Origin of the sequence: Sphingobacterium sp. HMA12 (genome assembly GCF_002933815.1) — a bacterium.
GTDB lineage: Bacteria > Bacteroidota > Bacteroidia > Sphingobacteriales > Sphingobacteriaceae > Sphingobacterium.
Genome location: NZ_BEYR01000007.1, coordinates 184,771 through 199,679, shown reverse-complemented (window position 1 = coordinate 199,679; position 14,909 = coordinate 184,771). Strand labels below are relative to the sequence as shown.

Annotated in this window: 7 protein-coding genes; 1 reads left to right on the top strand and 6 read right to left on the bottom strand. The window is 43.2% G+C overall.

What is annotated here, in order from left to right; genetic code table 11:
• Positions 1 to 2,985 (bottom strand): SusC/RagA family TonB-linked outer membrane protein, encoded by a 2,985-nt coding sequence (locus tag HMAT_RS24810; protein ID WP_104385522.1) that lies wholly within the window; start codon positions 2,983 to 2,985, stop codon positions 1 to 3.
• Between the two features lie 435 nt (positions 2,986 to 3,420).
• On the opposite strand from HMAT_RS24810, the gene HMAT_RS24805 reads away from it, so the two are divergent.
• Positions 3,421 to 7,380, top strand: a complete 3,960-nt coding sequence (locus HMAT_RS24805; protein WP_233789581.1) for a two-component regulator propeller domain-containing protein — start codon at positions 3,421 to 3,423, stop codon at positions 7,378 to 7,380.
• Between the two features lie 116 nt (positions 7,381 to 7,496).
• Here the strand turns inward: HMAT_RS24805 and HMAT_RS24800 are convergent, their stop codons facing one another.
• The 5 genes from HMAT_RS24800 to HMAT_RS24780 all read right to left on the bottom strand — a co-directional run bounded on the left by HMAT_RS24800 (position 7,497) and on the right by HMAT_RS24780 (position 14,824).
• Positions 7,497 to 8,822, bottom strand: a complete 1,326-nt coding sequence (locus HMAT_RS24800) for an MFS transporter (protein ID WP_104385521.1) — start codon at positions 8,820 to 8,822, stop codon at positions 7,497 to 7,499.
• A gap of 102 nt (positions 8,823 to 8,924) precedes the next feature.
• Positions 8,925 to 11,234: a family 65 glycosyl hydrolase domain-containing protein gene (locus tag HMAT_RS24795; protein WP_104385520.1), complete on the bottom strand. Its 2,310-nt coding sequence runs from the start codon at positions 11,232 to 11,234 to the stop codon at positions 8,925 to 8,927.
• 20 nt (positions 11,235 to 11,254) lie between these two features.
• Positions 11,255 to 11,902, bottom strand: coding sequence for a beta-phosphoglucomutase (gene pgmB, locus HMAT_RS24790; protein WP_104385519.1), 648 nt, complete (start codon positions 11,900 to 11,902; stop codon positions 11,255 to 11,257).
• 33 nt (positions 11,903 to 11,935) lie between these two features.
• The gene (locus tag HMAT_RS24785) at positions 11,936 to 13,804 is read right to left on the bottom strand and encodes a glycoside hydrolase family 13 protein (RefSeq protein ID WP_199768759.1); all 1,869 of its coding nucleotides are present in this window, start codon (positions 13,802 to 13,804) and stop codon (positions 11,936 to 11,938) included.
• A complete protein-coding gene (locus tag HMAT_RS24780; protein ID WP_158656133.1) occupies positions 13,805 to 14,824 on the bottom strand; it encodes a SusE domain-containing protein in 1,020 nt (339 codons plus the stop codon).
• Positions 14,825 to 14,909 lie beyond the last annotated feature (85 nt).

The window sequence follows — 14,909 nt, the reverse complement described above, 5'->3', positions numbered from 1 at the left end:
CTATAGTGAGAAATTAACACCCAATAGTATATTTCTCGCTGGAGGATACGGCAAATATTCGATGCCCAACGAAGGAATACCATTTGTTGCTCCATCTGTATTTACTTCAGGATCGAAACCTGTGTATTTAGTTATAATAAAAAGGTTCTGTCCAGTTAGCGATACATTAAGATTCTTGAGTGTTTTTCCAACGTCCCCTACCTTATAGCTTAAAGTCAGGTTAGCCATTTTTAAGTAGTTTCCTTTTTCCAGAAAACGAGTCGATGGCGCTGCCGAATTGGATGTAGATTCTTTCACGGAAGTATCAAAAAAGGCAGATCCAATATTTCTAGAAGACAAATTACTTAACCCTAAGGTTGTCGCAGCGGTGTTGTTAAATAAATAATGTCCAAATGCCCCATTCATATTAGCCGCCAATGAAAATTGTTTATAATTCAAGTTAGTCGAAATACCTAACAAAGTCGTTGGATTTGGGCTATGCGTATAGAATTTATTAATTGCTGGATCATTCGTTGTACTGATACTTCCATCTTGGCCACGATACATGCTCATGCCCGTCTGCGGATCTATTCCCTGGTAATCAGCGAGGTACCAAACATTCAAAGGTTGTCCATTTACCATTCGTTGCCCTAATACCCCAGAAAATCCTTGTCCTCTTAATGCACCCGTTTCATAATAACCTACGAGCCCACTTACACTGTTTTTAAGGAAGGTTGCATTACCGGTCAAATCCCAAGTCCAATTGTCATTTTTGACAATGGTGCCTGTCAAGGCAATTTCCACCCCTTTATTGACGATTTCACCATCCAAATTCACCCAAATACGACCTGCAGGTGCTGGCTGAGCGAGTGTTTGTTCAAATAGTGCATCCGTTGTCTTTTTATTGAAATAATCAATAGAACCATACAAACGGTTGCCGAATATACCAAAATCAATACCCGCATTAATTGTCGTTGAGGTTTCCCATTTGAGGTCTGGGTTTCCGTAGTTAGCCTGACTAACACTTTGGTTTCCAAAGACCAATCTATTCAAAGAGGCACCTGAGGGGAACTCTTGGTTACCTGTTTTTCCCCAACCTAATCTTAGTTTCAACTGATCAAAAATTCCGCTTGATTTCAAGAAGTCTTCTTGCGCCACATTCCAAGCTACTGCTAAGGATGGAAATACCGCATATTTGTTGTTAGAACCAAATTTGGTTGATCCATCTCTACGAACAGTTGCTGTAAAGAGATAACGATCCAAATAATTAAACCCGCCACGGAGGAAAAGGGATTGCAATTGATTTGTAGGGCTTCTGTACGATGCGACTTCACGGGTTGAAACCGATGAATATTGGAGATAATCGAAATAATCCAATCCCATATATCGAAATCCACCTCCAAAGGCGATATTATTATTGAAATTGTAATCTAGGTATTCATACCCCGCCACCGCATTTACATTCCAATCTTCGTTAATTTGTTTGTTGTACGAAAGCATATGGGTCATCTGCAAATTGGTCTCCCCATTATTCGAAATAAATGCTTGTTCATTATTCACCGCTGACGGATCAATAAGTCCAGCTCGATACATCCCTTCACGATTTCCTGTTTGTCGCATTGCACTGTAGATAAAGCGATACTCCAGGTCATCGGTAATTTTATAATATGGTGCTAAGTTAACCACCATGGTATTGGTTGTTGCCAAATCACGAAATGCTTCAATACTGGTTAGCGGATTTCGTGTTGTCGAACTGACAAAAGTCAAATTGCCTTGCTCATCACGTAAAGGACGGGTTGGATTCCACTGTAGAGCTTGTGAGATCACGTTTCCTTCTGAGCCTACTGTAGCATTGATCGGCGCATATTTATTATCCATTTGCGTCAAGAATACGGCAAAATCAAGGCCCAATCGCTTGTTCTCCAAGAAACGGAAGTTGCCTGTAAAATTAGCGGTATATTTTTTCAATTGTGAACCGCGAATAATACCATTTTGATTTAGATAACCACCAGATAGGCGATATTTTCCATATTCAGTACCGCCGGCCACATCAGCATAATAATTCTGTGTAATGGCTTTTCTTGTAATTGCTTTAAAAGCATCTTCATTGCCACCAAAATCGGAATCAGCGGCCTCTGATGGCGTGTAATACTTTAAAGCCTCTCTAAATCGTGCCGCATTCAGTACATCTGGATATTCACGCATCGTGGATACGCCTGCAGATGCCCCGACAGAAACTTCTGGCGAGCCTACTTTTCCCTTCTTCGTGGTAATTATGACGACCCCATTTGCTCCACGCGATCCATAGATTGCTGTAGCGGAGGCATCTTTCAAGATATCCATACTCGCAATATCACCCGGGTTCAAATAGGTTAATGGATTGCCACGATCGGAAGAGAATCCGCCTCTGCCTTCTGGCAATGGGGAATTACCGGACATTGGTACACCATCCAGAACAAATAGAGGGTTGTTGCTCGCCCGAATAGATGAGTTACCACGGATGCGCACAGTTGTCGACCCTCCCGGTTGCCCAGTGTTGTTTATAACCATTACGCCAGGTGTCTTTCCTTGTATCAATTGATCGGGGCTTGTCATAATACCCTTATTGAAATTTTTTGCTCCAATGGTCACCATAGAGCCGGTCAGATCCTTTTTTCTGGCGGTACCATACCCAATAACAACCACCTCTTCCAGTCCTTGATCAGTACTCGGTTCAAGTGCGATCGTCATGTCATTTCCCGCGATGGGAACCTCTTTCATTGCATAACCAATGTACGATACCTCAAGGAATTTGGCATCATTGGAAATATTTAACGAAAAGGAACCCTCGGGATCTGTCGTTGTTGCAGTGGCTGTTCCTTTAACTTTGATCGTGGCACCGGTCAATGGACTTTGGGTCTCATCCACAACCTTTCCCTTCAAGACCCGGGTTTGGGCCATCGCTACAAGGGTAACAAGCATAAAGGTCGGTACCATGATACATTGCGCAAGTAGTTTGTTTTTCATACGCGTTTAAATTGATTGGTTTAATTGATTCTGTATTTCTGAGCAATTTCTCGCCCAAACAATGTTAAGTGATTTCAATATCTTCCAGTCCAGCAACAGACTGCTATCTATGTTTATCTTCGCATGGCTCTCGCTGGGTCTATCTACAAATCCCTTTTCTGGGATCTGAAAACCGTCGTGAAAAACCAGTCCCCTGATGCTGCTTGTATAAGCGCAATAGATGAATAAGTAACTCGCTGAAAAATAGGAATACAACAATTTGTTGTCATAATTTTAGGGCAAGGCATACGTTTATCTTTGGTTATTATTGTACCATAAAAATCGCCAAATCATTGTTGTCAGACCAATCATAGCGTCTCAATTTTATATCATAGCGTATCAGTAAATCTCTTTTTTTCTTTTTTATTGCCTATTTTTAGATAGATATTATAAATTTTGCGCAGAATAACCTTTATACCTATCCTATATCTACTACTCGTATGGACTACCCTACGGGCGCAATCGCTCTATTTTAAAAATTATCAACCCCATGACGGCCTCTCCAATAGTTCTGTTAAGTGCATTACACAAGATACGCAGGGCTTTCTATGGCTAGGAACAAGAAATGGTCTCAATCGTTTTGACGGCAATCAATTTAAGATATTTAGGCACAATGCTTCAGATCCCTCAAGTATCGGGAGTTCATCCATTCTAAGTATCCTTACCGATAGCAAAGGTGTACTCTGGGTGGGAACGACATGGGGCACCTATTGTTACGATCCAATTAAAGAAAACTTCAAACCATTCAATCGAATACCAATTGGTGAGGTAAATGCACTCCATGAATACGCCGGCTTTATTTGGTTGCTTTCCAATGGGCAACTTTATCGTTATAATCCTTACACGGCAGAGATCGTTTCCTTCGATCAAAACAAAAACCCATTGGTGGCCATTACGAGCAGCAACAAAGGCGGCCTCTGGACTACGGACAATAACAGTACGATAGAACGGTATCAAGTCAACACAGGCAAATTTGTTCAAATTGCGCTCAAAGAAAAAGATCGTAAAGCACTGGCCAATACCAAGACCGTCTACGCCATCAACGATTCCCTGCTCATGGTCGGCACGATCAATTCAGCCTACCTATTTGACTTTAAAAATGGAACGTTAAAAAATCTATTTGCAAACTATTATCCCAACAAAGTCATCCAGGCAAATTGCATTATTCAACAGACAGAGTCGGTATACTGGATCGGAACGGAAACCGGAATATATACTTATGACATTCATACCGGTCAGAGCCAACACATCAAAAAAGATCTGCTCAATCCATTTGCCATATCTGACAATGCGGTTTTGAATTTCTATCGGGACCGTGAGGATAACATCTGGTTTGGAACATTTTTTGGCGGCTTTAATCAATACAGCAGTCAATTCGACAATTTCAAAAAGTACTTATCCGGATTTGGAAAATCGGCCCTATCAGGGAATATTGTACACGATATAAAGAAAGATAACTATGGAAATTTTTGGATAGGTACAGAAGATGGCGGGCTAAACAAAATAGATGCACAAACACAACAGATTCAGCATTTTGTTGCCAATGGAAAAAGAGGGAGCATCGCACATAACAATGTTCATGGACTGGCAACGATCGGCGACGATCTCTGGGTAGGCTCCACAACACATGGACTTGATATAATCGACGTAAAGACCGGAAAATTAAAAAAGCATTATGACCGTATCGGCAGAGGCACCTTACAAAGCAGGTTTGCCGTTTGTATCTATAAGTCCAGAGACCAGAGCATGTTTGTCGGGACAGACCGCGCATTATACGTCTACAACAAAAATAGCGACAGTTTTGACCTCCTCCCCATTACAGCATGGATACAGGGTATCTATGAAGATGAATATGGTATACTTTGGGTCAATACTTATGGCAGCGGAGTCTATCAGTACAACCGAAGTTCGGGAGAGATGCAACATTTACTTTCTGAGCAAGGTAAACAAAATACGCTCGTCAATAATTACGTCAATGGCTTATTTGAAGACAGCAAAAAAAACCTGTGGTTTTGCACCGAAAGCGGCCTTTCAAAATACCGCCGTGACGGGCATTTCACCAACTATCTGACCGAATCGGGTTTACCTTCCAATCAGGTATTTAAAGTTTTGGAAGACGACAATAACAGCATATGGATTTCAACAGGTGGTGGATTGGTCAGACTGGATGAGGGTGTCCCCCGTAGGATCATCTATACATCGAGAGACGGGCTTCCCGCAGATCAGTTTAACTATAATTCAGCTTTTAAAGACAGCGACGGCACCTTATATTTCGGTACCATCAAAGGAATGGTCAGCTTCAATCCGACAAAATCCATTAAGAATAGCTTTATTCCACCTATCTTTATTAGTGGTATTCAGATCAACAATGTAAGCATACCGGTTGGTGAAAATGGCATACTGAAACAATCCATTACCCTATCAAAAGAGATCCGCCTGACCTACGACAGTTCCAATATCAGTTTCAATATCGCAGCCTTGAGCTTTGTTTCCCCAAAAAGCAATCCCTATCGCTATATTATGGAAGGTTATGACAAAGGCTGGACAGATATCACCGGTAGTCAGAAAATCTATTACAATAAGCTTCCTCCGGGAAGCTATACCTTTAAATTTAAGGGCGCGAACAACAATGGAATCTGGAACCCGACGGAAAAAGAACTTCGTATTGTCGTTTCGCCCCCTTGGTGGTCATCAATATGGGCTTATGGCCTTTATTTTTTGACCATTAGTACGATTGTTTTGTTGATCTTGCGGTATTATTTTTTACTGATCAAAGCAAATAATGCACAGAAGATGGATAACTATGAACGTAAAAAGGAGCAGGAAGTTTACAATCTTAAACTCGAATTTTTCACCAACCTTGCGCACGAGATCCGCACACCATTGACGCTAATTAAGATGCCGCTGGAGAAACTCATCCGCACACATCAATTTGAGGATAACGACACGGTAACTGATCTTGCCCTGATCGAAAAAAACACAACGAGGCTGATTAGGCTAACCAATCAGCTTCTGGACTTTAGAAAAGCAGAAACAAATAATATGAGCCTTATTTTTACAAAAACGGATATTAACAGCTTGTTACTTGACGTATTCAATGACCTGAACACCCTAGCAAAGGAAAAGATGTTGCAATATGATCTTTCCCTGCCCCGAATTACACTCACGGCCCAAGTCGATGAAGAAGCTTTGCGCAAAGTATTTACCAACTTAATCCATAATGCCGTAAAATATGCCGCCCATCAAGTCCACGTCAAATTGCTTCCCTTCAATAGTGACGATATTATGTTCAATATCGAATTTCGAAATGACGGCGATATTATTCCTTTCGAAAAGAGAGAAAAGATTTTCGAACCTTTTTATCGGCTAAACGAATCAAACAAAGATACCGGGACAGGCATAGGTCTCCCCCTCTCTCGCTCCCTGGTCGAACTTCATCGGGGATCTTTGTCCTTAGCCTATACCGAAGAGAATCGAAATATCTTCCTGCTCTCCCTCCCCATCCTTCAGGAACAGTCGCTTGACATCAAACCTCTCCTCGAAGAAACAGCGGATCATAACGAGAGCAAATTAAATGTGAAAGCAGATGAAGATGCTGAAAAACCCGTAATCCTCATTGTCGAAGACAATAAAGAAATACTGGCTTATCTCAACAAAGAGCTAAAAACTGATTACGCCATTTTGCGTGCGGGCAATGGCGCCGAAGCACTTGAAATATTAGACCAGGACAATGTACAGCTCGTCTTGACAGATATCATGATGCCCATTATGGATGGCATCGCTTTATGCAAGCGTATCAAAAGTGACATCCTGTACAGCCATATTCCGGTCATCTTCCTCACAGCCAAAAATGCACTTGATTCTAAAATTAACGGCCTGAAAATTGGTGCTGATGCTTATATCGAAAAACCTTTTTCACTGGAATTCCTGACCGTGCAGATACGAAACATTCTTAACAACCGTAAGATCATCAAAAATTATTTTACAAACTCTTCCATCTCGAATCTAACGGATATTAATGTATCGGCCCCCGACAAGGATTTTATAAGCCAGCTCAACACCGTGATCTACGACAATATATCAGACATTGATCTCAATGTCGACGAATTGGCGCGGTTAATGAATATGAGCCGCCCGACCTTATACCGCAAAATTAAGGGTTTATCTGATCTCACGCCCAACGAGCTGATCAATATATCTCGTTTAAGAAAAGCGGCCGAATTATTGGTCCAAAGAGAATATAACATTACCCAGATTTCGACCATGGTCGGCTATACCGTACAATCGAATTTTTCAAGGGATTTCCATAAACATTATGGGATGCCACCCAGCGTTTACATGACTGAAAACAGTTAAGTATTCCAATAAGAAATAGGCTAGGCGATATTCCGGGGTGCGGAGCCATGATAACTATTGGAAAATCGAACCAAGACTGCGTGTGTCCCGTATATATCACACGCAGTCCTTCAACTTTATTGCTTGTTTTTGGGGACAAAAAATGCGGCCAGAAACATGAATATACCTGCCAGCAATAAGCCATAGATCGATTGGCTCTGGAAGATGAATTTAATAATCATTCCGCCAAAAAATCCACATACAATCTGCGGCAATGTAATGAAAAAATTAAAGAGGCCCATATACACCCCCATTTTTGTCGGCGGTAAATGGTCGCTCAAAATGGCGTAGGGCATGGCCAATATGCTTCCCCAGGCGATTCCAATACCCAGCATCGGTAAGATAAGCAACGTGGCATCTTTGATCAGAAACAGTGAGATCAGCGAAAGGCCACCCACGATCAGTCCAAAAGCATGTGTTTTACTGCGCCCATACCGCCTGGCAATCCTGGGGATAAACAGGGCATACAGAGCCGAAACCCCATTGTAAATTCCAAACAGCACGCCTACCCAATTGGCGGCTTCCATATAAAGATCCTGACGGCTTCCAGCCTTTAGATAAAACACGGATTCGGCGATAGCCGGCGTAGTATACACCCACATCATAAATAATGCAAACCAGGAAAAAAACTGTACCCAGCCTAATTTCTTCATTACCCCCGGCATAGCCTTAATATCCTTTACAATCGTACCTAATCCAAAAGCAGTGCTATTTTCTACGCTCTCGACAGTTTCTTCGGTAAATGATTTCAGTTTCGACGGACTGTATTCTTTTGTTTTGATCACCGACCACAACACCGAAAGCATTAACACCAGCCCACCGGTATAAAAGGAATAAATGACATTCGCAGGCACATGTCCTGGTTCCGCAGTGCCAGTAACATTCAAGTAATTGGTCAGCATATAAGGCAATAAAGACCCCACAACAGCTCCTACACCAATGAGAAAGGTTTGCACCGAAAAACCAAGACTACGTTGCACGCTAGGCAGATTATCTCCTATAAGTGCCCTAAAAGGCTCCATAGTCACATTGATGGATGCATCCATAAACATCAACAGCCCCGCACCGATCCAAAGTGGGGGCAGCAAAGCTGTAAACAGGGCTGCATTAGGCATGAGGAATAGTGTCAATGTAGTAAGCAGGGCCCCCACTAAAATATATGGGCGACGACGCCCCAAACGCGTCCATGTCCGGTCACTATAGTGGCCGATAATGGGCTGAACGATCATACCTGTTATCGGAGCTGCCAGCCAAAATAAAGACAGGTGCTCCACATCGGCACCAAATGTTTGAAGAATACGTGAAGCATTGCCATTCTGTAGAGCAAAGCCCATTTGTATCCCTAAAAACCCAAAACTCATGTTAACGACCTGGCTTATACTTAATTCAGGTTTCTTTCCCATAATAGGCTATCAAAAATTTAAGACAAAATACTATTTAATTACCATTTAATCCTCATTTTTCAGCAGTGTGGGATGAGATCCCACGCTGTTGAAATCATGGATTTATCTGACTTGCGACACCTTTTTTCTGCCCTGACCATCCAGTACGAACGCTTCGGTTACCGTCTGGATATGGACTGCTGTATCACTGATATTTTCGATCGTATAGTAATCGGCGTGTACCGCAATCAGCAGCGTCGCGCCACGAAATAGGATGCGGAACTTATAACCCTCCCATTCGAGCGGCAACATGGGATTTAAATAAAGTTGTCCATCTTTTACGCGCATCCCTGCAAAGCCTTCTACGATGGTCATCCATGTACCGGCCATCGAGGTAATATGCAGGCCATCTTCGGTATCGTTATTATAATCATCCAAATCCAAACGTGATGTGCGCAGATAAAACTCATATGCTTTGGCGGTCTTACCCAGTTTTGCGGCGAGAATCGCATGAACACAAGGAGAAAGTGAGCTTTCATGTACAGTCAAGGGTTCATAGAAATCAAAATGACGTTCCAAAGTATCCTCATCAAAATGTTCTTCCAAAAAGTAAAAACCCTGGAGCACATCAGCCTGTTTGATATAGCAGGATCGCAAAATACGGTCCCAGCTCCATTTTTGGTTAATGGGCCTTTGCGACGGATCAAGTTCCCGCACAGGGATCAATTCTTTATCCAGGAAGCCATCCTGCTGCAAAAAGATCTTCCGCTTATCGTCGTAAGGAAAATAGAGCTTGTCGATAATATACTGCCAATGATTTTTTTCTTCGGCAGTTAATTTCAACCTATCTACTAGTGTTGTAAAAATTTCCGGTTGGGATCTTTCAGCATTTCGAAGACAGTCTAAAGTATATTCCATACACCAAGAGGCAATTCGGTTGGTATACCAATTATTATTGACATTATTCTCATATTCGTTAGGTCCGGTTACGCCCAGCATCACATATTGCTGTTTATCCGCACTCCAATTGACACGTTGTGCCCAGAACCTGCTGATCGCAATTAATACATCCAATCCATGCGACCAGATATAATCGGTGTCTCCCGTATAACGTACGTAATTGTATATGGCAAAAGCAATGGCACCATTACGGTGAATTTCTTCAAAAGTAATCTCCCATTCGTTGTGACATTCTTCTCCATTGATCGTCACCATCGGAAAGAGGGCCGCACCGTTTCCGAAGCCCAATTTTGTTGCATTTTCTATCGCCTTATCCAGCTGATGATAGCGGTACAAAAGTAAATTTCGTGCAATTTCAGGTGATTGTGTTGCCAGATAAAATGGAATACAATAGGCTTCGGTATCCCAATACGTCACTCCGCCATATTTTTCGCCGGTGAAACCTTTTGGGCCGATATTTAGTCGGGCATCCTCCCCCGTATATGTTTGATTGAGCTGGAAGATGTTGTAGCGGATGGCTTGCTGTGCGGCTATATCCCCCAAAATTTCAATATCACTTTCATCCCATATTGCCTTCCAGGCTTTGGACTGCTTTTCCCTCAGCTGGTCAAAATCAAATGCCCGTAATTCAGTCAGCCGTTCGGTAGCGACCATCTTCAATTTTTCCGCAACATGGTTTTCGGAAGTTACAATCGCCACTCTTTTTTCAATGCAGAGAGTTTGTGATCTTGCCACTGTCGCACGATAACGTTGGGCCATATAGCCATTTTCCACAATGGTCTGCTCCGTTTCAATAACTCCACCCGCCCCTGTAACAAGCGTTTCGAGTTCGGCACAGACCTCAAAGCCCGTCTTTTTCGTTCGCGATGAAACAAATAAGTTATCCCCCTGTTGTCCCTGTGCCAAAGACTCCCAAAACTTTTCATCGTAGTTACTATCTCTATTGACGACCTCCGCATCCAATATGGAGGTCAGTTCGATATCCAGATCTGCTGTCAGTGCCTCAACATGATATTGCAGCGAGGCTGTTTCAGAAGCAAAAAGATGGTACATGCGGATTGCTTCCACTTTAACCTCGGCGCCGTCAGGTAGCTGAACGACAAAACTACGCCGCAACACACCGTGCTGCATATCAAGCCTACGTTCAAATGAGCATATCTTGGCCTTCGCCAAGTCCAGTCGCTGGCCGTTGATCCGAATATCCAGACCGATCCAATTGAAGGAATTGATTACTTTCGCAAAATACTCCGGGTAACCGTTTTTCCACCAGCCTACACGGGTTTTATCCGGATAATAGATTCCTGCAAGATAAGAACCCTGTAAGCTTTTTCCGCTAAAATACTCTTCAAAATTTGATCTTTGCCCCATGCGGCCATTGCCGATGGCAAAAATACTTTCCGAAAACTCATTGTGATCGGGTCTAAACTGATCTTCAATAATCTGCCAAGGATCATGTTTGATATATGTCTTCATACGTTGATTGCTCTACTCAATTAAAATCTATCTACCAGTTCACTGAGATCTTCCACCAGCGCATCCGCCCCGGTGAGGTTCTCAGGTTTTCCAACACCGATCACGCGCATTTGAGCTGCTTTTGCGGCATCTATTCCCGCTTGCGCATCTTCCAGTACCAGACAGTATCGCGGTTGTATGGTCAATGCCTCTGACCCTTTTAGAAACACCTCCGGATCTGGTTTGGAAGCCTGTACGGCATTCCCATCGATCAATGCATCAAAATAACCCACGATCTCTGTTTTCTGAAGGATGCTCAAGGCATTCTTGCTGGCTGATCCAAGTGCAATCAGGATATCCTTTTCGCGAAGCCGCTGCAGCAATGCCAGGCTTCCGGGCAGGAGCTGCGCAGGACTAAGCTGTTCGATCAGCTCAAGATACCATTGATTTTTCTGCTGCAACAATTGTGCTTTCTCCTGCTCGGATTTCTCCAGTCCTGCCCACTTCAGAATAAGTTCAAGCGATTCAACCCGGCTCACCCCCTTTAGCTGCTCATTGTCGTCCAAAGAAAAGGAATAGCCCAATTGCGCAGCCAACCTACTCCAGGCTTGAAAATGGTAGATCGCTGTATCCACCAGCACACCGTCCAAATCAAATATTACGGCTTTTACAGTAGTATAATTAATCATTGAAAAAAATGAAATTTAAAATATCGCGTTGTGTTAAAATTTAAGGTCAAGAACTTTCGTCTCATAAGCCCCCAATTTGATTTGATTGTCCATTGGTTTCAGCAGTTGCTGGCTAATAACGTCCATATAAGCTGTGGCTTTTGCATTCCTTTCGCCAAAGCGATCAAGCTTTACTACCTTTTCCTGATCGTTGCAGTTCATGACAACCATCACCGTCTGCTGCTCATTATAACGGAAATAAACATACACACCATCTTCAGGTACATACTGCATGGTTTTACCCGACTGTAGCACAGCATGCTGTTTGCGGTAGTTGGCTAGGGTACGTACAAAAGACCACATATCCTGTTCAGCTTTCGTTCTACCTGAGGCGGTAAACTTATCGTTTTTGTCTCCGGCAAAACCGCCCTGAAAGTCTTCACGCAACAGACCATCTGGATTGGAAAAATTCTTCATTAGAATCTCTGCGCCATAGTACAATTGTGGAATACCCCTGGTCGTCAACAGCCAAGCCATTGCGGATTTGTATTTCTGGATATTTTCCCCGATTACTGAAAAGAACCGGTCTTTATCATGGTTATCCAGAAAAAGTACATTCCGTTCCGGTTGTGGATATTGATAATCCGATGCCAAGGTCGAGTACAGTTTATTCGCACCTTCCGTCCATTCCGTCTTTTGGTTAAGAGCGTCGCCAATGGCATAGTTCAACTGGAAGTCCGTCACCCCCATCAATTTGGAGTCCAGCTCCTGGCCAACATGTTTGCCCCCCAGAAAATAAGCCTGATTGGCAACACCATGCACCCAGGTTTCGCCAAAAAAAGTAAACTGGGGATACTCCCGTTGAATACGATCTGTCCATTGGGCCATAAAATCAAGATCATTGTAAGGATAAGTATCTATACGAAATCCATCTATTCCGGCCGTTTCGATCCACCAGATATGACTTTGCGTCAAATAGTTCTGCACATAGGGATTTTGCTGATTCATATCCGGCATGGTAGGAACAAACCAGCCTTTAACCATTTTCTCTTTATCTGCCGCGGAGGCATAGGGATCAAAAACCGTCTGGTCTTTGTACGATGTCTGTGTATAGCTCGGCCATTCGTTGAGCCAGTCAGCCATCGGTTTATCTTTCACTGTCCAGTGATAACTGCCGATATGATTGGGTACGACATCAAAAATTAATTTCATCTGACGTTTATGCAGCTGCTCACCCAGCTGAACATAGATTTCATTGCTTCCAAAACGTGGATCGATATGATAGGTCTCCGTATTCGCATAACCGTGATAGGACGCTAATGGCATATCATTGGTCAGCACAGGAGTCATCCAGACCGAAGTTACTCCCAGATCCTGAAGATAATCCAGTTTACCGATCACCCCCTCCAAGTCTCCTCCATGTCGTAAATACATGGAATCCCTGTTTAAACTCATATCGAGCATTCCCTTCACCTGATCATTTGCCTTATTGCCATTTGCAAAACGGTCAGGCATAATCAGGTAGATCAGATCCTTGCTGGTCACCCCTTGCGCTTTGACTCCTTGGTTACGCTGTTTTAGTTCATAACGATAAGTCCATTTTTTCTTTCCCTGGTTGAAGGTAAAGGTAGACCAACCCGGTTTAGCCGAAGGAGAAATCTTTAGATCCAAAAACAGATAGTTTGGATTTTCCACCCGGTTTACCCGAATGAGTTCAACTCCTTTGTCGTCAACCTGCACCTCACTTTTCCCAATCTGAGGCCCATAAACTACAAGCTGCAAGATCGGACTTTCCATTCCTACCCACCAGTTTAAGGGTTCTACCCGTTGAATGGATTGCCCCTTTAAGGGGCTCCATCCAAGGGTTGTTAGTGCCACGATTCCTGTGGCAAGCATGCGTGTCTTTTTCAGTATAGTCGACATTTATTTCTTCATTAAAGTGTACGTATTCGCATTGAGGTCGAGGACAATATCATAGGTTCCCGCGTTCGCTACCGCTATATCGGAACCGCCAGCGACAAGATTTCCATTTGCACCGCCAAAGTTGGTTCCCCAGTCATGATTCTTACGGAACTTGATCGCGCCAGCGGTTAAGCTGACGGAGAGCTTCCATACTTGGTTGGCATTATCGTATCTCATATCGGTATCTGCATCCCAGCCTTTTGGTGTGGCACTACCGATGGCACCCCAGCTATGATCTTTGAAGGTAATGGTATTCGCCGTTGTATTGACTTCAATTTCGAGGCTTCCAGCCCGAGGCGCTTTGATGTTATCGCCACTGTTGTAGGCGATTTTACCCGCTGCTGTTTGTCCATAGGAATTTGCCCAATTACGTTCAGTGGTCAGCTTAAACTCGGAATTCGCTTCCGGAAAATAAATAATCCCCGTATATATCCCATTGCTTGTCGGCGACACGAGCGATTCCGCTGTGACCGGATCCCAGCCTTGATAGGCTCCCGGTACATACAAATAGCTAGTCGATGCATAAGGGCTCGCCTTTAAGTTGATGAGCGGAGAGAATACCGGTGCGATCTTACTACTGATACTGGACTTTAAGCGTACATCAAAATCCGATGCTTCGCCGGTGGGTACACCTAATGCCAATAGATAGCTATTCAGTTCATTGCCCGTAAACCCCAGGCTTGTTCGGCCATTGGGGATCACCACTTCCTTTACAGTTTTAAAATTATCCCCTTTCAAACCGATCTGCAACACATTGGTCACAGCAGCTTGAAAGCCAAAGTCAGGCTGTACCAGTGTAAAGTGTAACACAGTATCACTAGCATTCTCTTTTGATAAGGTCACCGTGGTTTTATCGAGGTTCAATGTCGCCGGTTTTACAGCGTCGCCGCTAGCCAATCTTGCTTGTGTTTCGTCTTTTTTACAACTCTGGAAGACCGCAAACAAAGTCAGGATCATTCCAATATAGTGTCTAATTTTCATCCCTTTATTTTTTATTTTGGCGTTCGTCAGGCCTATCGATTGCACGTTGTAGAATACGATACTGCCCAACACTCCAATATGATAT

Coding starts and splice junctions, on each gene's coding strand:
- pgmB (WP_104385519.1), bottom strand. CDS start 11,902: ATGATTAATTATACTACTGTAAAAGCCGTAATATTTGATTTGGACGGT.
- HMAT_RS24795 (WP_104385520.1), bottom strand. CDS start 11,234: ATGAAGACATATATCAAACATGATCCTTGGCAGATTATTGAAGATCAG.
- HMAT_RS24810 (WP_104385522.1), bottom strand. CDS start 2,985: ATGAAAAACAAACTACTTGCGCAATGTATCATGGTACCGACCTTTATG.
- HMAT_RS24785 (WP_199768759.1), bottom strand. CDS start 13,804: ATGTCGACTATACTGAAAAAGACACGCATGCTTGCCACAGGAATCGTG.
- HMAT_RS24800 (WP_104385521.1), bottom strand. CDS start 8,822: ATGGGAAAGAAACCTGAATTAAGTATAAGCCAGGTCGTTAACATGAGT.
- HMAT_RS24780 (WP_158656133.1), bottom strand. CDS start 14,824: ATGAAAATTAGACACTATATTGGAATGATCCTGACTTTGTTTGCGGTC.